Below are 22,271 nucleotides of genomic sequence, written 5' to 3'. Positions count from 1 at the left end.
ACAGAATGCAGAAGATTTTTGTTACCGGAATTTCAACAGGAGTAGGAAAAACTATTGCTTCGGCCATTTTTACGGAAGCTTTACAGGCAGATTATTGGAAGCCTATACAAGCAGGAGATTTAGATAATTCAGATACCGACAGGGTTAAAAGTTTAATCTCGAATAGTAAAACCAAATTTCACCCATGTAGTTATGAGTTGACATCTCCTATGAGTCCGCATGCTGCTGCTGAAATCGATGGTATTCGAATTGATAGATTTCATATCAATGAACCTGAAACAGAAAATAATTTAATAATAGAAGGATCTGGCGGAATTTTGGTTCCCTTAAATGAGGAAGATACTTTGTTCGATATTATTATGCCAGATTATAAGGTTGTCGTTGTGTCAAGAAATTATTTAGGCAGTATTAATCATTCTTTATTGACCATAAATTGGTTGCAGTATAAAGGATATGAAGTTTCTGTTCTGTTTAGTGGAGAATCTAATCCACAAACAGAAAATATTATTTTGTTAAAAACTGGGGTATCATCATTAGGTAGAATTGATGAAGAGGAAAAATTTGATAAAGAGGTCATTAAAAAATATGCCGATAAGTTTGAAGGCATATTAAGGTCACTCTAAACGTTGTAGAATTTCTGCATTTTCAACGGTAGCAAATGTGTGATAATGTTTGGCTAAATACGCGTCAATATATTCATTTTCTTCAATTTCTTTCTTGTCCAAAATCCGTCTGCCTTTGCGTATGACAATCGTTTTTGGTTGTAATTCCTCCATAATAAATTTCAATTCTTCTATAGAATTTTTTCTTGGGTTGTCAAAGAAAGTAAAAAGTTCATCTCTACAAATGTTACTAGGGTGGGTCGAAGCAATCGTTGGCGGTAAGGTGTCTAAATTCCAATAACCGATATGGTATTCAAAAAACAATATGTTTTTAGTTTCTAAGTTTTTGTTTTTAATATAAGCAGGGACAGAAAATCCCTCTCCATTAAAGAAGGTGTTGCGTTCATATTTATTCTTTATAATATTGGCATATTCCAAATAACTTTCCGCTGGTATTAATAAAACTAGGAGTAGTGCATATTTCGGTACTTTAGCCTTATAAGCTGTGGTCAGTTTCTGAATGACAATTGCAACCAAAATCAATAGCATAGGGTGTAATTGTATAAGGTAATGGCCATTAATTCTTCCGCCTTTTACAAAAGACACCAATACACCGGCAATAGCAACTAGTAATATTAGTATCGTTCTATTTCTGAAATTAAGACTGCTGCTTTTATAAGCGTAGAAAAGAAAAAGACCAATAATGACAAATATTGGAGCTAGTTTAAAAATAGAATACCTTCTGGCTTCTGTGTATTCTAATGGAGCTAAAACCACAGATTCCCACCAAATAATGGCTTGGTTAGAAAGATAGTAAGGCAGTATTGTGGCAAAAATAACAGCTAAAACACCCACTCCAAATAATATTACATGAAGCAAATTGATATGCTTTTTCGAGGATAATGCTTCGTAAATAAGATAAAGGCCGATAAAGAATATAGGAAAAGCCATATTCAATTTCACCATAACGGTAGCTCCCATTAATAAGCCTGCCAAGAAAGTAAAACCTAATGTCTTTTTACTTTGTAAAAAATAGAGGGCTGGTATAAAAAACGCGATACAAATATGTTCTGACATTACGCCTTGTAGGCTTCCGAAAAGACTTAAAAGAAAAATACAAAGCAAGCCAACAATAATAGAAGCCTTTTTAGATAGTACCAAAAATGCTATCTTATAAGTATAGTAAGCAGTAATGACAACTAAAAAAACGCCTGCTAATCGTATGGCAATAAAGCTTTTGCCGAAAACAGATATAATTGCCGCAAAAAAAGCAAAAGTTAACGGAGGTTTTAAATCCCATAATTGGGTATAGGGTAGAAAACCATCTACCCACGATTGGCCTAAAAGAATAAAAGTACTTTCATCTCGGTCAATATAATCTCGAAAGAAAAAGGGAAAACGAATAAAAAAGGTAACTATCAAAAAGATTAGGAATACCAAGCTACTCTTTAACTCGAAAAAATCTAAAAATGCTTTTTTGTTTCTTTTTGAGGGCATCTCTTTGTTGCGGTTTATTTCCCGATCTTTGCAAGATAGATAAAATGACGAATTATAAATTCTATGACCGTGGAAAATCTATCTACTCGAGATAAAAAACACTTATGGCATCCGCTAACGCAACATAAGTTGAATAAACGGCAATTGGCTATTGTTAGAGCTAAAGATGCGCTATTGTTTGATGAGAATGGAAAAGAATATATTGATGGTATAGCCTCTTGGTACACGGTAATGTATGGTCATTCTAACAAGCATATTGTTTCGGCAATGACCAAGCAAATGAATAAGTTGGATTTTGTAATGTTCAGCGGTCTAACACATGAACCAGCAATTGAGTTATCTGAAAAATTGATGGAGATTTTGCCAGCAAATCAGGCAAAGATTTTTTTCAATGATAATGGTTCTACCGCAATTGAAGCGGCAATAAAAATGGCATTGCAATTTTATCATAACAAGGGTGAATTAAGAGATACGCTTATAGCATTTGAAAATGGATTTCATGGCGATACGTTTGGTGCCATGAGCGCATCAGGACTTTCATCATACAACGGTCCTTTTGAAAAATTTCTTTTGAAGGTTGTACGAATACCTACACCACAAGAGAATAATATACAGGAAGTAAAAAGTAGGCTAGCTAAAATTCTGCAAGAAAACAAATGTGCAGCTTTTGTGTTTGAGCCTTTAGTTCAAGGTGCAGCTGGTATGAAGTTTCACTCGGCCAAAGGTCTTGATGAATTAATTAATCTGTGTCAAGAAAATAATGTTTTAAGTATTGCCGATGAAATAATGACCGGTTTCGGTAAAACAGGAAGGAATTTTGCTTCAGATTATCTTGAAAACAAACCTGATATTATTTGTTTAAGTAAAGCACTTACGGCAGGTATGTTTCCTTTAAGTATTACAAGTTGTTCACAAGCAGTTTTTAATCGATTTTTAAGTGATGAGGTTCATAAAGGGTTCTTTCATGCCCATACATTTAGTGCACATCCTATTGGTTGTGCCGCTGCTTTAGCGGGTATTGAACTTTTAAATTCACCTGAAATTGCAGAAAGAAGAAAATATATTGAAAGCGCCCATAATTCTTTTGCTACAAGAATTGAGAAGCATGAAAAAGTTGGTAATGTAAGAGTGATGGGAGTTATTCTGGCCATAGACTTAAACATAGAAATGGAGCGCTATGGTAATTTACGTGATGACTTATATGATTTCTTTGTAGAGAGAGGGGTTTTATTAAGACCGCTCGGTAATACAATTTATGTGCTACCGCCTTATGTAATTACAAATTCCGAACTTCAAAAAATTTACGAAACCATTACAGCCGCACTAGAAACTATTTAGATTACGATTTTGAAAGAGAAAATATCCATAACAGCTATAGCATCACTCTCACCTTTAGGTAGCACATTAGAAGAAACTTGGCAGTCTTATCAAAATAAAGAACATTGTTTCTCATTGGTAGATAATAATGGTGAAAAGTCTTGGGTTGCGCCAATGTCTAAATCGGGGAGATTACTTGTAGAGAAGCTTCGTGTATCTGATTCCAAGTACAGGAAATTAGACGATAGTGTCTTAAATGCAATGGTAGCTTCAAGATTGGCTGTAAGAAATTCTGGATGGAAAAGCGATGTAGAATTCGGAATCAATTTAGGTTCTTCTAGAGGGGCAACTAAGTTATTCGAACAATTTCATACAGAGTTTTTAGAAACAGGTTTAGCATCTACTTTAAGTTCGCCCACCACCACGTTAGGTAATATCTCTTCGTGGGTGTCCCATGATTTAGGAGCTACAGGTCCTGAAATTTCTCATTCCATTACCTGTTCCACAGGTTTACATTCTGTATTAAATGGTGTTGCTTGGATTAATAGTGGTATGGCCAATAAGTTTTTGGTAGGCGCAAGTGAAGCACCATTAACTGATTTTACGATAGCCCAAATGAAGGCTTTAAAAATCTATGCAAAATATGACGAGTCTGGTTCGACTTCGATAGATAATTTATCAAAGGTAATAGAGCGTAATCAAAACTATCCTTGCCAAGCATTAAATTTAGAAAAGGAGAATAACAGTATGATTCTAGGCGAAGGAGCATCGGTAGCGTGTTTAGAAAAAGGAGTTGTAAAAAATGCTTTAGCTACAATTGATGGATTGGGCTATGCAACTGAAATTTTAAAACACAACACATCCATTTCTGCAAATGCCGTTTGTTTTCAAAAATCGATGAAAATGGCCTTGGGTGATTTACACCCTTCTGAGGTTAATGCAATAGTAATGCACGCTCCAGGAACTATAAAAGGTGATTTATCAGAGTATAATGCTATTCAGAAAGTTTTTGGCAGCAACATACCTTCGTTAACAACCAACAAATGGAAGTTAGGTCACACTTTTGCTACTTCGGGTATGCTTAATCTAGAGATGTCACTTTTAATGCTTCAATTTAATGAATTCATACCGGTGCCATTTTTAAAACAAGAAGGGGTAAAAAAAAACATTAAGAAAGTGATGGTGAATTCTGTTGGTTTTGGCGGAAATGCAGTAAGTATTTTGTTGTCTAAAAGTTAATAGCTAATTCGAGGCTTCCAAATAAAAACGCTTGAAGTTTTTCTCTAATTAGCTTTAAGTACTATCTTTCAAATATCAACTAAATAGGATTTTTATGGAAACTTGGTTTACTGCATTAACTGTTTTTGAGAAAGTATACTGGGTAGTTGCTTGTATTGCATCTTGCTTTTTATTGATTTTTTTGGTTATGACTCTTTTTGGGGGAGATGCAGACGAAATGAGCGGAGATGTAGATACTGATATTGATGGTGACCACGGGGTAGGTTTTCAGTTTTTATCCTTTAAAAATTTAACAGGCTTTTTTACCATTTTTGGATGGACCGGCATTGCATGTTTAGATAATGGGCTTTCTCACACTCTTACAGTAATTATTTCAGTTATATGTGGCTTATTAATGATGGTTGCTATGGCATCCCTTTTTTATTATTTGGCCAAATTACAGAGTAGTGGCACACTAAAATTGAGTAATGCGCTGAATCAAGTAGGGGAAGTTTACTTAACTATAGGCGCCAATAGATCTAGAATTGGTAAGGTGAGTATTAATGTACAAGGCACGTTAAGAGAATTAGAAGCCTTAACAGATGAAAATCAAGATTTAACACAAAGCAATGTGGTGCGTGTAAAGCAGGTGACCGCAAATGGAATATTAATCGTTGAACTATTAAATAAATAACCCTATGCTATTACCATTACAATTAGGTGGAGGTGCATCTTTGATTGCTATCGGATTTGCAATTCTCTTTTTCTTTATCATTATAATTTCCTTTATCAGAAGGTACAAAAGATGTCCTTCAGATCGTATTCTTGTAGTATATGGTAAAGTAGGCGGTGGTAATTCTGCGCGTTGTATTCATGGTGGTGCAGCATTTATTTGGCCGGTAATTCAAGACTATCAATTTTTAGATTTGACGCCCATCTCTATCGAGGTTAATTTGGTAAATGCTTTAAGTAAGCAGAATATACGTGTAAATGTACCTTCAAGATTTACTATAGGGGTATCTACGGAGCCTGGTATTATGCAAAATGCTGCAGAGCGTTTACTTGGATTAGGACAAAATGAAATTCAAGAATTAGCACAAGAGATTATTTTTGGTCAGTTACGTTTGGTTGTAGCTTCCATGGATATTGAAGAAATAAACTCAGATAGAGATAAGTTTTTAACCAATATCTCACAGAGTGTAGAATCAGAATTGAAGAAAGTTGGTCTTAAGCTGATTAACGTAAATATTACTGATATTGTTGACGAGTCTGGTTATATAGAGGCATTAGGTAAAGAGGCGGCTGCACATGCTATAAACGCGGCACGTAAATCAGTTGCAGAAAAAAACAGAGATGGTTCTATTGGTGAGGCAAATGCAGTACAAGATGAACGTACTCAAGTTGCAGCTGCAAATGCAAAAGCGGTAGAGGGTGAGAACATCGCAAAAATCAATGTGGCTAATTCAGATTCATTACGTCGTCAACGTGAAGCGGAAGCAGAACGAACCGCGATTGCATCAGAAAAGGTACAAACTGCTAAAGCATTGGAAGAATCATATGCAGCTGAGCAAATGGCCGAATTAGCAAGAGCAGAGCGTGTTCGTAGTTCTCAAATGGCTGATATTGTCGTTCCGGCCGAAATAGATAAGAAAAAGGTTGAGATTGATGCTGAAGCTAATGCTGAAAGAACAAGACGTATTGCTAAAGGGGAGGCAGATGCCATCTTATTTAAGGCACAGGCCGAGGCACAAGGGCTTTTAGAGGTTTTGACGAAGCAAGCGCAAGGTTTAGATGAAATAGTTAAAGCGGCAGGTAATAGTCCAAAAGATGCCGTACTATTATTGATTGCTGATAAGCTTCCAGAATTGGTTAGAACTCAGGCTGAAGCTATTAAAAATATTAAAATTGATAAAGTGACCGTTTGGGATTCTGGATCCAAAGGAGAAGATGGAAAAAGTTCTACGGCTAATTTCATTTCTGGCATGTATAAATCGGTACCGCCACTTCAAGAAATGTTTAATATGGCAGGAATGCAGTTACCTGAATATTTAAAAGGCAAAGAAGTTGCCTCCGAGTCAATTGAAGAACAAACTAAATCTTCAGGTGCAACTAAGAATAAAGAGGGCAAATAATTTTTCATTATCCTGATTTTAAAAATCGTATAATTAAGATATAAACTAGAATTCCACTATTTTTGGGGCAGAAAGAATATGAGATTATATGAGCGAAGCAAGACATAATTGGTCAAAAGAGGAAATTCTAGAAATATATAATAAGCCTTTAATGGAGCTTCTTTATGAGGCTGCAACTGTACATAGAAAGAATCATGACCCCAATACGGTACAAGTTTCTACGTTACTTTCAATAAAGACTGGTGGTTGTCCTGAAGATTGCGGGTATTGCCCTCAAGCAGCTCGTTATCATACCGATATTAAAGGTAATGATCTTATGGCTGTTTCTCAAGTTAAGGCTCAAGCATTACGTGCGAAAGCATCTGGGAGCTCAAGAGTTTGTATGGGTGCCGCTTGGAGAAACGTAAAAGATGGCCCTGAGTTCGACCAAGTTTTAGAAATGGTTCGAACTATTAATAAATTAGATATGGAGGTATGTTGCACATTGGGCATGATTACCGAAAATCAGGCAAAGCGTTTGGCAGAAGCCGGACTTTACGCCTACAACCATAATTTAGATACTTCTGAAGATTATTATAAAGACGTTATTTCTACACGCGCATTTGAAGACCGTTTAGATACTATAGAAAACGTTCGTAAGAGTAATGTAACTGTTTGTAGCGGTGGTATTATTGGTATGGGTGAGGCTTTAGAAGATAGAGCGGGCATGTTAGTTGCTTTAACATCTTTGAACCCTCAACCAGAATCTGTTCCTATTAATGCGCTAGTTGCTGTTGAAGGAACACCTATGGAAGATATTGAGCCAATATCTATCTGGGAGATGATACGTATGGTGGCTACTACAAGAATTGTAATGCCGGAGACTCAGGTTCGTTTGTCCGCAGGTCGTACTCAAATGAGTAGAGAAGGTCAAGCAATGTGCTTCTTCGCTGGTGCAAACTCAATTTTTGCAGGTGATAAATTGTTGACTACGCCAAACCCAGATGTAAATGAAGATATGGCCATGTTCAAAATGTTGGGTTTGAATCCTCAAAAACCATTTACAAAAGTCTCTCAGCCAAAAACAGTAGAAGCAACAGATTCGCAATTACAGGCAATGGGTGAAAAACCTAAATGGTCTCGACCGGGTCATTCTATCGAGCGTAATGAAACTGCTAAGCAAAAGGCTAAAATTATCGATTAGTATTACATTAATACATTTTTAAGAATATCTTTTCTATTCGTTAATTACCTTTGGCTTCCCTAAAAAAACCATGAGTAATTGAAGTTAGCAGAAATTCCAAGGGTAAATAATATTACCAAGGAAGATTTTATCGAGAACTATTTTAAACCTCAAAAGCCTGTAGTTATACAAAGGGCTATTGAAGGTTGGCCGGCTTTTGACAAATGGAATCTGTCGTACATAAAAAGTGTTGCGGGTGACATTACGGTGCCTCTGTATGATAACAGACCAGTACAGCATAAAGATGGTTTTAACGAGCCACATGCTAAAATGAAGATGGCTGATTATGTCGATTTATTGAAGCGCGAGCCGACTAAATATAGAATATTTCTTTGGAATATTTTAAAAGAAGTGCCCGAGTTACAGAAGGATTATACTTTTCCTGATTTTGGATTGAAACTACTTAAGGGACTGCCTATGTTATTTTTTGGGGGTAAAGATTCGTACACCTTCATGCATTATGATATTGACTTGGCAAACATATTTCATTTTCATTTTGATGGAGAAAAAGAGGTCATTCTATTCCCGCAAGAGGAAACAAAGAATCTTTATAAAGTACCACATTCATTAATTACGCATGAAAGTATAGATTTTTCTAATCCCGATTATAAAAAATGGCCGGTATTAGAAAAAGCTTCAGGATTTAAGACTACACTTTCGCATGGTGAAGTTTTATATATGCCTGAAGGATATTGGCACTACATGAAGTATAAATCTCCTGGGTTTTCAATGAGCCTTCGTGCTATGTCACGTAATCCAAAAAATTTAGCTAAAGCCTCCTATAATATATTGATTATGCGTTATTACGACGTGCTGATGCGTAAATTGAAAGGTCAAAATTGGATAGATTGGAAGAATGAAGAGGCGATTTCTAGAACCAACAAAAATCTTGAAGCATTTGTTAAAAATTAAGATGAATTTTATTTTATGAGTTCTTGTAATTTCTCATAAACTAGGTGGCTTTCCCATCCTCTATAAAGTAGATAATCAGCTAGTTTTTTCCTCCTTTTTTGAATATTAGACTCTGAAATTTGCCCTAATCTTTTTATTGCTAGGGTGTCTAAGGTATTTAAATACTCTTGAGGGTCTATTTCTTTTAAAGCAGTAGTTATGTTGTATTTAGAAATGTTTCTAAATTTTAATTCGTTGACAATTCTATTCTTTCCCCACTTTTTTATATTGAATTTACCTCTAGCAAAACTCTTGGCAAAGCGTTCCTCGTTCAAAAATCTATCTTCGATAAGCTGACCGATTATAGTATCAATAGCTAGCGGAATCATACCCATTTCTTTCAGTTTGCCATTAACCTCTTTATGGCAACGATCTTGATAGGCGCAATAACTCTCTATTTTTTTTGTCGCTTCTCGAATGGTATATCCTTTTGTTTTCTGATTCATATTTCTCAAAAATACTAAACAAAAAAAGCGACTCCGTTAGGAAGTCGCTTTTTTTACTTAATATATTGTTTTGCCGTCTTTGTTCTTAAAACGGTATTCAAGATACGTATACGCATCACGTGGTTGTATTTTGATCCATCTTTTGTATTCTAAGAACCATTTTGTTCTCATAGATGGAAATCCTTTAGTTATATAGGCCGCTATAAAAGGATGTATATTTAGTGTTATACTATTGTCCTTTGCTGGCCCTTTTAGGAGTTTTTCAAGATCCACTGTAATTTTGTCTATTAAAACAATAGGTGCTTCCACCTCTTTCCCTGCATTATTAGGGTCCTCTTCGGTTGTTTTAATATTCATTTCAGGGCGTACCCTTTGTCGGGTAATCTGAATCAAACCAAATTTACTAGGAGGTAGTATTTTGTGTTTGGCGCGATCATCACTCATCTCATCTCTAAGATGTTCAAAAAGCCTCTTTCTATGTTGTGCTTTTACCATGTCGATAAAATCAACTACAATAATGCCTCCCATATCTCGTAATCGCAATTGTCTTGCAATTTCTGTGGCTGCCAAAAGATTAACCTCAAGGGCAGTGTCTTCTTGGTTTTTAGCTTTATTGGATCTATTTCCGCTATTCACATCTACTACATGTAGTGCTTCAGTATGCTCTATAATTAAATAGGCACCTTTGCTCATAGTGGCAGTTCGGCCAAAAGAAGTTTTTATTTGTCTTTCTATACCAAATTTCTCAAAAATAGGTACACTAGAGTCATAGTGCTTCACGATATTCTCCTTGTCTGGAGCAATTTCTGCCACGTACTCCTTAACTTCATTATATAAAGTAAGGTCATCTACATGAATACCCGTATAACTATCATTAAATACATCTCTTAAAATTGAAGATGCTCTATTAAGTTCAACAAATACTTTTGATGGTGTTTGAGCACGATTTAATTTTTTACACATTGCTGTCCATTTGTTCAGCAAGTTTTCTAAATCTTTGTCCAGCTCCGCAACTTTTTGTCCTTCTGCAACTGTTCTAATTATTACACCAAATCCTTTTGGTTTAATACTTCTAACTAGACGTTTTAATCTGTCTTTCTCTTCCTTGCTTTCTATCTTTTGGGATACAGAAACACGGTCTGAGAAAGGAACCATTACCAAGTAACGTCCGGCAATTGATAGCTCGGAACTAATTCTTGGTCCTTTAGTAGATATAGGTTCTTTTACAATTTGAACCAATAAGGATTGGTTGGCTTTAATGACATCGGTTATTACACCGTTTTTGTCAATATCGGTCTCGAATGGAAAGCTTTTTAAGGAGTAATCCTGTAATTTTCCTGAGCTCACTTGTTTTATGAACTTAAGCATTGAAGATAATTGAGGACCAAGGTCATGGTAATGCAAAAATGCATCTTTCTCATAACCAACGTTAACAAACGCAGCATTGAGACCGGTTACCGGTTTTCTGATTTTAGCGAGAAAAATATCGCCTACAGAAAAATCATTACTATTTTCTTCTTTATGCAGTTCAGTGAGTTTTCCGTCCTTTAGCAAGGCAAAGTCAACGGCTTGGGAACTAGATCTTACGATTAATTCTCTATTCACCTGAATATATTTTTAGTCGTTCCAACTAAATGTAGGGAACGAACTGATTAAACAATACCATAGACAGATACCATTGTACCTGCCGAAATCCAATATATGGATCTCTATGTCAATGAACGTAAAAAGAAAAAGTAGTTATAAAACTACTTTTTCTTGTGTCGGTTAGCTCTTCTACGCTTCTTGCGCTTGTGTGTAGCTACCTTATGTCTCTTTCTTTTCTTACCACTTGGCATAAAGTTCTTTTTTTAAGATTAATTATTTTACGTGTACGTTGCTCTTAACTCCTTCTACAAAAACCTTTGCAGGTTTAAATGCTGGAATGTTGTGAGCGGGTATTTTAATGGTTGTATTCTTGGAAATATTTCTACCGGTCTTTTCGGCTCTGGTTTTAATAATAAAACTTCCAAAACCTCTAAGGTATACATTATCACCACTTTCCAATGATGTTTTTACCTCTTCCATAAAGGATTCAACTGTAGCTTGTACATCTCCTTTTTCAATTCCCAGCTTATCTGAGATTTTCGATACAATTTCCGCTTTCGTCATCTTTCAATATTAGATTTTCTGTATGTTTTTTCGGGTTGCAAATATATAAATTAAATTCAATCTTTCTTTCTAATGGGTTAATTTTAAGTATATAAACTGCTACTTTTATCACTTAGTATTGAAGAGCATGTCATTTTCGGGTATAATTTTAGATTGGTATCATCAAAATAAGCGTTCATTACCATGGCGCAAATCTTTAGATCCGTACAAAATATGGCTTTCAGAAATTATTCTTCAACAGACTCGGGTAGCCCAGGGAGCACCGTATTACTTAAGGTTTGTTGAGCAATTTCCAACTGTACATCATATGGCCAATGCAAGTGAAGAAGAAGTTTTAAAACTTTGGCAAGGTTTGGGCTATTATTCTAGGGCTAGAAATTTACATGCTACCGCAAAAATTGTCGTTAATCAATATAATGGAGAGTTTCCAGATACCTATAACGAGCTTTTAAAGTTGAAAGGTGTGGGTGATTATACTGCAAGTGCCATTTCTTCTATATGTTTTAACGAACCTCAAGCAGTAGTAGACGGTAATGTGTACAGAGTTTTATCTAGATATTTCGGAATCGATATCCCAATTAATAGTGCTGAAGGCATAAAGTATTTTAAATCATTGGCTGAAAAAGTAATGGATGTCAATGATATAAGAGATTATAATCAAGGTATAATGGAGTTTGGTGCTATACAATGCTCACCAAAAAAACCACTTTGTTTACACTGTCCTTTAAATGAAAGCTGTGTAGCGCTGCAAAAAGGAATTGTTGGTCAATTGCCCGTAAAGCTGAAAAAGACAAAAGTGAGAAATCGATTCTTTAATTATATTATACCTATATATATTGATGCAGACGGAAATCGATTTACAAATCTTCAACAGAGAAAAGGAAAGGGTATTTGGCAAAATTTATGGGAGTTTCCATTAATTGAATCAAATTCTATGTTAGAAATTGAAGATGTAGATAATAGGTATAAGCAATTATTTGAAGGTAATGGCGAAATTGAATTAATCGAATTTAATGAGGTTGCTATCATCCATAAGTTATCACATCAGCATTTACACACTAAATTTTGGATATTAAACACTAACACTGAAATTCCGAATCAAATTTCCTTTGAAAAAATCAAGAATTTTCCTGTGCCTGTTTTAATTGCAGATTTTATTAAAGCGTTTAAATTTTAGTACTTTTGATTTTTATATCTTTAAGTTATGAGCGGTACATTAAATAAGGTAATGTTGATTGGACATTTAGGTGATGAGGTGAAAATGCATTATTTTGAAGGAGGCGGCAGTATTGGTAGATTTCCAATTGCCACAAATGAGACATACACCAATAAATCTACTGGTGAGCGAGTTACTAATACCGACTGGCATAACATTGTAGTTAGAAACAAAGCTGCCGAAATTTGCGAAAAATACCTAAGTAAAGGCGATAAAGTATATGTCGAAGGAAGGTTGAAAAATCGTCAATGGCAAGGTGAAGATGGTAACACAAGATATAGTACTGAAGTACATGTAACAGATTTCACCTTTTTAACCACCAAAAAAGATGCTGGGGCAAATGATAACAGTTCTGTTTCTATTACCCCAAAAGCAAGTAATGATAACAGTAAGCCAGTTAAGGCTCCTGCACCTTTAAGCCAAGAGGCCGAGGATGATCTTCCTTTTTAATAATAAATAATAGATACTATTGGACCCAGACCCCTTTCCGTTTTTAGTGACTTCATTGGCTGTAAACGGTGTGTTTACAATTAATATAATCGTACTATGTGTATTGCTTATGTGCTCTGCTCTTATTTCTGGCGCTGAAGTGGCAATGTTCGGTCTTTCGCCAAATGAAATAAAAGAATTACAAGATGAAAAATCGGCAAAAAGTACTATTCTTATTAAGTTGCTTGAGCGCCCAAAAAAACTACTGGCTACCATATTGATTGCCAATAATGCCATTAATATTGGTGTTGTTTTATTGTTCAGCATTATTGGAGATACATTGTTCAAAAATGTTAATCAAGTATTATTTGGAGTAGTATCTGTGCGATTTTTACTTGAAGTAGTTGTAGCGACTTTTCTAATTTTAATGTTTGGTGAAATTCTACCTAAGGTCTATGCTAATAGAAATAGAATGAGTTTTTCGCATTTAATGGCATTTCCATTGCGTGTATTAGATTTTGTTTTTTCGCCATTAAGTTTACCTATGCGTTCAGGAACATTGTTTTTATACAACAAACTAGGCAAAAAGAAATCGAATTTGAGTATAGATCATTTGTCTCAAGCATTAGATTTGACTTCTCATGGCGATACGACCAAAGAAGAGAAGAAAATTTTAGAGGGTATCGTGACCTTTGGTAATACAGATACGAAACAGGTAATGCGCCCTCGTATCGATATTTTTGCCCTTAATGAGCAGATGAAGTTTCTAGAAGTTATAGGTGAAATAAAGAAAAACGGTTATTCTCGTATTCCTGTATTTGGTGAAAACATAGACACGGTTAAAGGCGTTTTATATGTGAAAGATTTGTTGCCTTATTTAGATAGAAAGACTTTCAATTGGATGACGTTGATACGTGAACCATACTTTGTTCCTGAAAATAAGAAGCTTGATGATTTATTGGCAGAATTTCAGGAAAAGAAAAATCACTTGGCAATTGTAGTAGATGAATATGGTGGTACTTCAGGGTTGGTCACATTAGAAGATATTATTGAGGAAATAGTTGGTGATATTAGTGATGAATTTGATGATGAAGATTTGATTTTTTCTAAATTGGATGATTTTAATTATGTTTTCGAAGGCAAAACTCCACTTAAAGATTTTTATCGTGTAATAAAATTAGAGGACAGCGATATCTTTGAAGAAAATAAAGGAGAATCAGAAACCCTTGCAGGTTTTGTTTTAGAGAAAGCAGGAAGCTTTCCAAAACGAGGTGAAAAGATATTATTTGAATCTTATACTTTTATGGTTGAGGGTATGGATAAAAAAAGATTGAAACAAATAAAAGTAACCCTGCCCCATGAAGCTTAAATCGTTAGTAGGTATTTTGAGTGTAGTTCTTTTTGTCATGAGCTGTCAAGATGAGCCCATTCCTAAACCAAAGGCTAAAATTCGTTTAGAGTATCCGCAAGGTAAGTTAGCAGATTTAGAAACTGAAAATTTTAGTTTTAAATATAATCAGCTAGCAGTGGCTAAGTTGAATGGAGATAAGGCATATACCATTTCGTATCCAGAAATGAAGGGAGCTATTTTTCTTAGCTATAAGAAAGTAGATAATAATTTGGAACAACTAATCAACGATTCAAAACGACTTAGTTACGAGCATGCTGTAAAAGCAGATAATATTGTGGAGCAACCTTACGTAAACCCTGATGAAAAGATATACGGAGCTTTATTTGAAGTTCAGGGCAATGCTGCTTCACAGTCACAGTTTTTTGTAACTGATAGTGTCAATCATTTTCTTACGGGCTCGGTTTATTTTTATACAAAACCTAATTATGATTCTATTCTACCGGCGGCATCATATCTTCAGAATGATATTAGGGGAATTATAGAAACCCTTAGGTGGAAAAACTAATTGTATACTATGATGACAAAAGATAATCTTTTAAACTGTCATAAGCGAATACAGCCATTTATTCATAATACCGCAGTGCTTACTTCTAGATTAATAGACAGGGAAGTAAATGCAAATCTCTTTTTTAAATGTGAGAATTTTCAAAGGGCAGGTGCTTATAAAATGCGAGGTGCTACAAATGCAATTTTGCAATTATCGGAGAAACAGAAGAAAAACGGAGTGGTAACACATTCATCTGGTAATTTTGCCCAAGCATTGTCTTTGGCAGCACAAAGTGTTGGTATAACTGCGCATATCGTTATGCCAAATACAGCGCCAGAAGTTAAAAAAGTTGGCGTAAAAGAATACGGTGGCAATATTTATTTGTGTGAGCCAACAGTGCCGGCTAGGCAGGCTTTAGCAGATGAAATTGCCATAAAGACTGGTGCAACATTTATACATCCCTCTAACGATGCGAATGTTATACTAGGTCAAGGTACAGCTGCTTTAGAATTACTAAAAGAACATCCTGATTTAGATTTTATTTTTTGTCCTGTTGGTGGAGGCGGACTCATAGCAGGCTCGGCGTTAGCTGCAAAATATTTTGGGGATAATTGTAAAGTATATGGAGCAGAGCCTTTTGAGGCAGATGATGCTTATCGTTCTTTATTGAGTGGAAAAATTGAAGGTAATGACACCGTTAATACCATTGCAGACGGGCTCAAAACTACATTAGGTGATATTAATTTTCCTATAATAAAGGAGCTGGTTAGCGGAATAATTAGAGTACATGAAGATGAAATTATAGCCGCAATGAAACTTGTTTGGGAACGAATGAAAATTATCATTGAACCATCTAGCGCGGTAACTTTAGCTGCAGTTATTAGGCAATCTAAAGAGAACCCAGAGGCTTTAAAAAATAGAAAAGTGGGAATTATAATTTCAGGTGGAAATGTCGATTTATCTAATCTTCCTTTTTAATTCTCTAAGTTCTCCTAGAATTGTTTATTGCTTTTTTAAAATTTCTTCAGCACGTTGAATGCTAGAATTGATATCCTCTTTCACTTTTTTAACCTTCACTTCTTCTTCCTTTAGCCATTGCTCTTTTTCTTCAGAAAGTTCTTTTCCGTTCATTATTTCTTCAGGATCAAAACGATTTCCAAAACCTTGCATCCAATCCATCATAGATTTATTTGCTTGTTGTAAATCTTTCATCGCTTTTGCTTCTATAGACTCTGCGCCAAGTGAATCTGCTATAGGTTTTAATTGCCCTACTAGTTTACCTAAAGTTCCCATTTTTGGCATTACTTCATTATGAATGTCCATAACTTGTTCCATTCGTGAAGTTTCTTCTGCCTTTTTAGATTCCTTACATGAGGTTATGCTTAGTAGGCCGACGATAGTTAGAAGTGTAAATAATTTTTTCATTTTAATTTTTATCTTTAGTGGTAACTGAATTTATAGTATACTCGTAATCCTTTACTTTGGTGCTCGTTATTACAGATTTCAAATCTTCAATAGAAACTAAATTTTGGTCGAAAGTGACAACTCCATTTTTATCTTTAAAACTAACTTCTGCTGAGATAACACCTTTTGTTTCATTTAGGTTCGAAGCTATCTTGTCTGCACAACCTTCTTGACAAGCCATACCATCAATTTCGAGAGTAACGACTGTAGATGAGGCAGATTTAATTACAGTAATTGTGTTAGAAGTGTCTTGAGCTACCAAAATATTTGCTGTTAAACAGAACATAATAATGTTTAGAAGTAAATAGTTGATTTTCATTTTAACATTTTATGGTTAATAAAAAGTAATACTTAAAAAGATGCTTTTGTAAAGATAGCAAATATCGAAAATGCATACCGTAAACAATTATTAAAATAAGAGCTTAGACCAATCATTATCTTAGAAAAAAAGCCACTTTTGCTTAAAATTTAAGGAGTTGAAAAATATTGATCAAAAGTGGGGTTACCTTATTATTCTATCAATGATATGGGGTTCATCTTTTATTCTGATTAAAAAATCATTGTTGGGCTTTACACCTATTCAAGTTGGGGGGCTACGTATTTTATTTGCTTCCCTTTTACTTTTTTTAATAGGCTTTAAGTCATTGAAAACTCTAGAAAAAGCCGATTGGAAATGGGTGGTTGTTGCTGGTCTGTGTAGTTCATTTTTTCCTCCATTTTTCTTTGCTTTAGCGCAAACGGAAATAAGTAGTGGCATTACATCGATTTTAAATTCTGTTGCGCCATTGTTCACCACTTTGGTCGGAATTGCTCTTTTTGGACTAGCCTTAAAAGGCCGGCAGATTCTGGGGGTGTTTATTGGGCTATTAGGAACTGTAGTGCTTATCGCTGCAGGAATGGAGAATAACATCAATCAAAACTATTGGTATTCGTTCTTTATTATTTTTTCTGCATTAGGCTATGCCTTTAATATCAATATCATTAAAAAGCACTTATCACATTTAAGCCCATTGGCGGTAACGACTGCAAGTTTTGGAGTATCTTTTTTTCCAGCTTTAATTTTGCTTATATATTCAGGGGTTTTCAGTCATTTTGTAGATAGTGCTGCTATGCAGCAAGCAGTTTGGTATCTGTTGGCATTGGCATTATTGGGTACAGCATTGGCGAACATATTATTTAATAAGCTTATCAAGCTTTCTAGCCCGGTTTTTGCAGCGTCCGTAACATACTTAATACCTCTTGTAGCAGTATTATGGGGCTTTTTAGATGGTGAACGAATTTCAATGGTTCAGTTATTAGGCGGACTGATTATTTTGTTTGGTGTATGGCTTGTAAATCGAAAAAAACAATAATTAGTGGGGGTTAAATCAAAAACAACTGTAACAAATAAAATATAGTATTGTCTTTTAACAGAAGTAATTAGATTAAAAACTAGAACTCATGAAAAAATTAATTTTTACTGCTTTAACCTTGGTATTCATTATAGGCGGAATTCAAGCTCAAGAAAAAACATATAACGTTAAATCATTTGATAAGTTAATTGTAAGTCCGCATATTGAAGTAAACCTTGTTGAAGGTGATGAAGAAAGCGTTGTAATTGATAATGCAAAAATTTCATTAGATAAAATAAACGTAGAAGTAGAGGGTAGAACCTTACGATTGTACTTAGATGGTGCTAAGATGGTAACAAAGTCTGAGCGTATATCTAGTAATCAATGGCGAGGCAGTAAGCCATTATATAATGGTACCATGGCATCGGTTACAGTAACCTATAGAAAGCTCGAGAATTTATCTATTAGAGGCGAAGAGATAGTAAGATGTAAAAATCTTTTTAATGCCGATGATTTTAAAATGTCCTTGTATGGTGAGGCAAAAGTTTATTTTGACTCGGTTTCTATAGATGAAATGACCGTTGCAATTTATGGTAGCAGTTATTTGGAAATTGGTGAAGGCACGGTATCACGCCAAGTGTTTAGAGCATATGGAGAAAGCGAAGTAAATACCGAAGGTATGGTTGCTGACGAAACTAAAATTACCGCCTACGGTGAAAGTAACTTTAGGGTGAATGTTGTGGACCGATTAAAAGTTACATGCTATGGTGAAACTAATGTAAACTATTCAGGTAACCCAGAGGTAGATAAAGGATTAATTTTTGGCGAAGCGAGAATAAGAAAGATAGGATAGTAATTTAGCCTTTCAGGAAAAAACAAAAAACCCGCTAGATAGCGGGTTTTTCTATACTTAATAATTCAAATGTTATTCAAAATCAATAGCGGAAACACCATCATTAATCTTAATTTCAGAAACTATGAACTCAAAATTTTGAGGCCCCACTGTTTGAATTAATTTAAATGGGAATAAAATTCCGTCTACTTCTTGGTAATTTTCAAAGTTAGAAGTACTTGTCATTTGCTGTCCTTGCATTTCGGTTATATTAACCTCTTGCAGTTTTAGTCCGGTTTCTATATCGTAAAAGGCCAATTTATTGTCGTTTACCTTTAGTTTGTATGCATTTTTGTCGCCAACCATTTCCATGCCTTCTAATGATATTCCTTCAAGTGTCGCATAGTTTAGTTCAGGAAAAAGTGCTGACTCCTCTTTAATTTTCATGACTTCCTCCTCTGAGAAATCTTTACGTTGGCCTTGTGCTACCATATAGCCACTATCACCATTAAGTACTTGCTTGCTCATCGAATTCCCCATCATTTTTACATCCTGCATAAATTGATTATTAGTGGTTTTCTTCATTTCTAGCTCAAGCTTCATTCCTTGCATTTCTGCAGCAGCAGTCATGGCGTAAGATTTAGCGGCTTCCAATTTGGCTTTGCCTCCGATTGATTTAATGTATTTTTCAATAACTGTTTTGACTGTAATGCCTTCAGGTGCCGATGCTTTATAATCAGGAGTTTCGATTCTATCGGCTGTTTTAGAATAAGACAAAACAGGTAATTTTTTACCATGGAAATCAATATTTTCAAGACTCGATAAAATTTCACTTCCTTTTCCTACTACTACAACGCGTGCATTGTTAACATTGAAATACTTTTTGGCAGCTAGTTCTACATCCGCTTTACTAACGTTCTCTAGTTTTTCTAAAAATGATTTATAAAAGTCTTTTGGTAAATCTTCCTTTTCTACATTCAAAGCATACCTTGCAATGGTCTGTGGGTTTTCTAAAGCCATTATAAAACTTCCGGCATATAATGCTTTAGTGGTTTTAAGCTCTTTTTCAGTGACCGGTTGAGCATTAATAAGCTCAAGTTCTTTTAATATTTCTACTATTGAACTGTCGGTAACCATGTTTCTTACCTCTGCTGAAGCTGTGAATCTTGAAGGAGCGTATTTGTCATTTCCTAATGAAGTATATGCTCCGTAGGTAAACCCTTTATCTTCTCTAAGATTTAGGTTTAGCCTACTATCAGAACCGCCTCCTAAAATTTGATTTGCTAATAATGCGGCAATAAAATCATCATCTTTCATTTTTAGGGTAACAATATTCTGTACGGTAATTTCAGATTGTACAGCATTGGGCATGTCAACTAAATTTATCTGTGTGTTCGGTACGTTTTTAGGTTCCGAATAGCTGAAACTTGGCGGTACGGCCTTCGTCCATGAGGTGAAAAAGGTGTCTGTCAATGTCTTGACTTCATCTAAGGTTACGTCTCCAATTACAATTAGATAGGCATTTGAAGGCACAAAATAATCCCTGTAAAATTCCTCTACATCAGCAAGGGTAACATTATTTACAGTTTTCTCAGTAGCGAATTCCCCATATGGGTGGTTTTTCCCATAGGCTAGTGCGCGTTGTACTCTACCTGATATAGCAGAAACTACCTTTTCTTCAGCTTTAAGTCCTGCAAGAATTTTATCTTTTTCCTTGTCAAATTCTTCTTGTGTGAAGTTTGGATATATAGCAGCATCGGCCATAAGTTCCATCATCCTAGGAAAATATTTAGAAAGAGATTGAGCGTAAGCACCTTGTGAACTATAGCTAAGTCGAGCGCCTAAAAAATCAATTTCTTCGTTGAATTCATCTTTGGCAATGTTTTTAGAGCCCTTGCCTAGTAGGCTTCCTGTTAAACTGGCAACGCCAGCCTTATCACCTTCTAAAATAGGTGGATTATCTATTGACAATTGAATGGATACTCTAGGTAATTTATGATTTTCAACAACTAAGACTTTTAAGCCATTATTTAGATTAAAAGTTTCGGGTTCGCCTAAATTAATTTCTGGCGCCGCACCCGGTGTTGGCATAATAGAACGGTCTACTTGCGCTTGTAAGGCGAAGAAGCAGAAAAGGGTGAATAATAATATATATGTAGTTTTCATAATTTTTTAGTTTGCAGTATTTTGTTCAGGTAGGTATTCTAACACCAATCTTTGATTAGGATTTAAATATTTGTTGGCTACTTCTTTTATTTCCTCTTTAGTGATAGATCTGTAAACTTCTATTTCTTTATTTATCAAAGAAGTATCGCCATAAAGCATATAGTATTCAGCTAAAGAATTTGCGATGCCTTCAACACTAGAATTACTGTTCACAAATTGATTTTCAAATTTATTCTGTAGTTTTTGATAATCATTTTCAGATATAAGATTAGTTCTCAATTTCTCGATTTCTTCCTCCATTTCTGTGTTAAGCATTTCCAAGCTGGTTTCCCCTACAGGCAAGGCAAAAACAATATACATGCCGTAATCTTCTTGTGTAGCAGGAAAAGCGCCTACCTGTAATGCTTGCTTTTGTTCGTCAACTATTTTCTTGTAGAGTTTAGATGAAGGTCCATCACTTAAATAAGTAGATATCATATCTAATACCTGACTGTCTCTATTTTTAAGTCCGGGAGTTCTATAAGCAATCATTGTAGCCGGAATTTGAATATTTGGGTCGTAAGTTTTTGCGTTGATTTGTTCTAAAATAGGTTCCTCTTTAGGGAAGTTTCTAGAAATTTCTTGACCTTTAGGGATGGTGCTGAAATAATCTGAAATCAGCTTTCTAGCATTCTCTTTTTTAAAATCGCCTGCAATCACCAATACGGCATTATTAGGGACATAGAATTTTTTCTGAAATGCTATGAATTCTTCTAGAGTAGCAGCATCTAAATGGTCCATTTTGCCAATTACGGTTTCCTTATAAGGATGATTTTTAAAGAGATTCTTCTTTATGTTTTCAATAAACTTACCATAAGGTGAATTATCTACACGCAGCCTTTTTTCCTCCTTTACAACTTCATTCTGCGTATCGACCCCCTTTTGGTTAATGACAGGATGCAACATTCTTTCTGATTCTAACCAAAGGCCTAATTGTAAATTGTTTGATGGGAAAACCTCATAATAATATGTTCTGTCTTCATCTGTAGTGGCATTTCCAGAACCGCCATTTGATGATACGATTTGATCCCATTTTCCTTTTTCTATGTTTTCAGTACCTTCAAAAAGTAGATGCTCGAAAAAATGTGCGAAACCAGTGCGTTCTGGGTCCTCATCTTTAGAGCCTACGTGATAAAGAACAGAAATTGAGATAATAGGTGCCGTATTATCTTGATGTAAAATTACGTGAAGGCCATTATTTAAGTCATACTCTTCAAAATTAACCTCTTGTGCGAAGGCTAATAATCCATTAAATAATATGGCCGTGACCAATAGTAGTTTGTGTTTCATTAGCATTTTTTTAAATATTCCGAACTATTAGTAGGTATTATTATCGTTTTGTTACGTCAAAAAGCCATTT

At 35.0% G+C, this 22,271-nt stretch carries 22 protein-coding genes; 14 read left to right on the top strand and 8 right to left on the bottom strand.

Features of this window, described 5'->3' with window-relative positions; genetic code table 11:
- The first annotated feature begins 5 nt into the window (after positions 1-5).
- Positions 6-623 (top strand): dethiobiotin synthase, encoded by a 618-nt coding sequence (gene bioD / locus B5X55_RS03730; protein WP_079511266.1) that lies wholly within the window; start codon positions 6-8, stop codon positions 621-623.
- Here bioD and B5X55_RS03725 read toward each other — a convergent pair.
- Entirely contained in the window at positions 615-2,099 is a 1,485-nt protein-coding gene (locus B5X55_RS03725; RefSeq protein WP_079511265.1) for an ArnT family glycosyltransferase, read from the bottom strand. The genes bioD and B5X55_RS03725 overlap by 9 nt on opposite strands.
- A 63-nt stretch (positions 2,100-2,162) precedes the next feature.
- On the opposite strand from B5X55_RS03725, the gene bioA reads away from it, so the two are divergent.
- The 6 genes from bioA to B5X55_RS03695 all read left to right on the top strand — a co-directional run bounded on the left by bioA (position 2,163) and on the right by B5X55_RS03695 (position 8,900).
- Complete coding sequence (gene bioA, locus B5X55_RS03720) at positions 2,163-3,437, top strand: adenosylmethionine--8-amino-7-oxononanoate transaminase (protein ID WP_079511264.1); 1,275 nt, start codon at positions 2,163-2,165, stop codon at positions 3,435-3,437.
- Between the two features lie 9 nt (positions 3,438-3,446).
- Entirely contained in the window at positions 3,447-4,655 is a 1,209-nt protein-coding gene (locus B5X55_RS03715; protein WP_079511263.1) for a beta-ketoacyl synthase N-terminal-like domain-containing protein, read from the top strand.
- Positions 4,656-4,749: 94 nt separating this feature from the next.
- A complete protein-coding gene (locus B5X55_RS03710; RefSeq protein WP_079511262.1) occupies positions 4,750-5,328 on the top strand; it encodes a hypothetical protein in 579 nt (192 codons plus the stop codon).
- Positions 5,329-5,332: 4 nt separating this feature from the next.
- The gene (locus B5X55_RS03705; protein ID WP_079511261.1) at positions 5,333-6,766 is read left to right on the top strand and encodes a flotillin family protein; all 1,434 of its coding nucleotides are present in this window, start codon (positions 5,333-5,335) and stop codon (positions 6,764-6,766) included.
- A gap of 88 nt (positions 6,767-6,854) precedes the next feature.
- Positions 6,855-7,949: a biotin synthase BioB gene (gene bioB / locus B5X55_RS03700; RefSeq protein WP_079511260.1), complete on the top strand. Its 1,095-nt coding sequence runs from the start codon at positions 6,855-6,857 to the stop codon at positions 7,947-7,949.
- Between the two features lie 78 nt (positions 7,950-8,027).
- The gene (locus B5X55_RS03695; RefSeq protein ID WP_079511259.1) at positions 8,028-8,900 is read left to right on the top strand and encodes a cupin-like domain-containing protein; all 873 of its coding nucleotides are present in this window, start codon (positions 8,028-8,030) and stop codon (positions 8,898-8,900) included.
- Between the two features lie 8 nt (positions 8,901-8,908).
- Here B5X55_RS03695 and B5X55_RS03690 read toward each other — a convergent pair whose 3' ends face one another.
- The 3 genes from B5X55_RS03690 to B5X55_RS03680 form a co-directional block, all read right to left on the bottom strand.
- The gene (locus B5X55_RS03690; RefSeq protein WP_079511258.1) at positions 8,909-9,385 is read right to left on the bottom strand and encodes a regulatory protein RecX; all 477 of its coding nucleotides are present in this window, start codon (positions 9,383-9,385) and stop codon (positions 8,909-8,911) included.
- A 57-nt stretch (positions 9,386-9,442) separates the two neighbouring features.
- Positions 9,443-10,990, bottom strand: a complete 1,548-nt coding sequence (locus B5X55_RS03685) for an Rne/Rng family ribonuclease (RefSeq protein ID WP_079511257.1) — start codon at positions 10,988-10,990, stop codon at positions 9,443-9,445.
- 255 nt (positions 10,991-11,245) lie between these two features.
- Positions 11,246-11,536, bottom strand: coding sequence for an HU family DNA-binding protein (locus B5X55_RS03680; RefSeq protein WP_027065813.1), 291 nt, complete (start codon positions 11,534-11,536; stop codon positions 11,246-11,248).
- 127 nt (positions 11,537-11,663) lie between these two features.
- On the opposite strand from B5X55_RS03680, the gene mutY reads away from it, so the two are divergent.
- The 5 genes from mutY to B5X55_RS03655 are packed head-to-tail and all read left to right on the top strand — an operon-like array spanning position 11,664 to position 16,057.
- A complete protein-coding gene (gene mutY, locus B5X55_RS03675) occupies positions 11,664-12,713 on the top strand; it encodes an A/G-specific adenine glycosylase (protein ID WP_079511256.1) in 1,050 nt (349 codons plus the stop codon).
- A 27-nt stretch (positions 12,714-12,740) separates the two neighbouring features.
- Complete coding sequence (locus tag B5X55_RS03670; protein WP_079511255.1) at positions 12,741-13,202, top strand: single-stranded DNA-binding protein; 462 nt, start codon at positions 12,741-12,743, stop codon at positions 13,200-13,202.
- A 19-nt stretch (positions 13,203-13,221) separates the two neighbouring features.
- Entirely contained in the window at positions 13,222-14,550 is a 1,329-nt protein-coding gene (locus B5X55_RS03665) for a gliding motility-associated protein GldE (RefSeq protein WP_079511254.1), read from the top strand.
- Positions 14,540-15,097, top strand: a complete 558-nt coding sequence (gene gldD / locus B5X55_RS03660) for a gliding motility lipoprotein GldD (RefSeq protein WP_079511253.1) — start codon at positions 14,540-14,542, stop codon at positions 15,095-15,097. Before B5X55_RS03665 ends, gldD begins: the two co-directional genes overlap by 11 nt.
- 12 nt (positions 15,098-15,109) lie before the next feature.
- A complete protein-coding gene (locus tag B5X55_RS03655; RefSeq protein ID WP_079511252.1) occupies positions 15,110-16,057 on the top strand; it encodes a pyridoxal-phosphate dependent enzyme in 948 nt (315 codons plus the stop codon).
- Positions 16,058-16,081: 24 nt separating this feature from the next.
- Here B5X55_RS03655 and B5X55_RS03650 read toward each other — a convergent pair whose 3' ends face one another.
- Both B5X55_RS03650 and B5X55_RS03645 read right to left on the bottom strand, forming a co-directional pair.
- Positions 16,082-16,504, bottom strand: coding sequence for a hypothetical protein (locus B5X55_RS03650; protein WP_079511251.1), 423 nt, complete (start codon positions 16,502-16,504; stop codon positions 16,082-16,084).
- A 1-nt stretch (position 16,505) separates the two neighbouring features.
- The gene (locus B5X55_RS03645) at positions 16,506-16,862 is read right to left on the bottom strand and encodes a heavy-metal-associated domain-containing protein (protein WP_079511250.1); all 357 of its coding nucleotides are present in this window, start codon (positions 16,860-16,862) and stop codon (positions 16,506-16,508) included.
- A 157-nt stretch (positions 16,863-17,019) separates the two neighbouring features.
- Between B5X55_RS03645 and B5X55_RS03640 the strand changes: the two genes are divergently transcribed.
- Complete coding sequence (locus B5X55_RS03640) at positions 17,020-17,895, top strand: DMT family transporter (RefSeq protein WP_079511249.1); 876 nt, start codon at positions 17,020-17,022, stop codon at positions 17,893-17,895.
- A gap of 88 nt (positions 17,896-17,983) precedes the next feature.
- Entirely contained in the window at positions 17,984-18,727 is a 744-nt protein-coding gene (locus tag B5X55_RS03635; RefSeq protein ID WP_079511248.1) for a head GIN domain-containing protein, read from the top strand.
- Between the two features lie 72 nt (positions 18,728-18,799).
- Here the strand turns inward: B5X55_RS03635 and B5X55_RS03630 are convergent, their stop codons facing one another.
- Positions 18,800-20,872: a M16 family metallopeptidase gene (locus B5X55_RS03630; RefSeq protein ID WP_079511247.1), complete on the bottom strand. Its 2,073-nt coding sequence runs from the start codon at positions 20,870-20,872 to the stop codon at positions 18,800-18,802.
- A 6-nt stretch (positions 20,873-20,878) separates the two neighbouring features.
- Positions 20,879-22,201, bottom strand: a complete 1,323-nt coding sequence (locus B5X55_RS03625; RefSeq protein WP_079511587.1) for a M16 family metallopeptidase — start codon at positions 22,199-22,201, stop codon at positions 20,879-20,881.
- Positions 22,202-22,271: the final 70 nt, after the last annotated feature.

This window comes from Maribacter arcticus (assembly GCF_900167935.1).
Taxonomy (GTDB): domain Bacteria; phylum Bacteroidota; class Bacteroidia; order Flavobacteriales; family Flavobacteriaceae; genus Maribacter; species Maribacter arcticus.
This window is presented reverse-complemented; position numbering and strand designations above follow the sequence as displayed.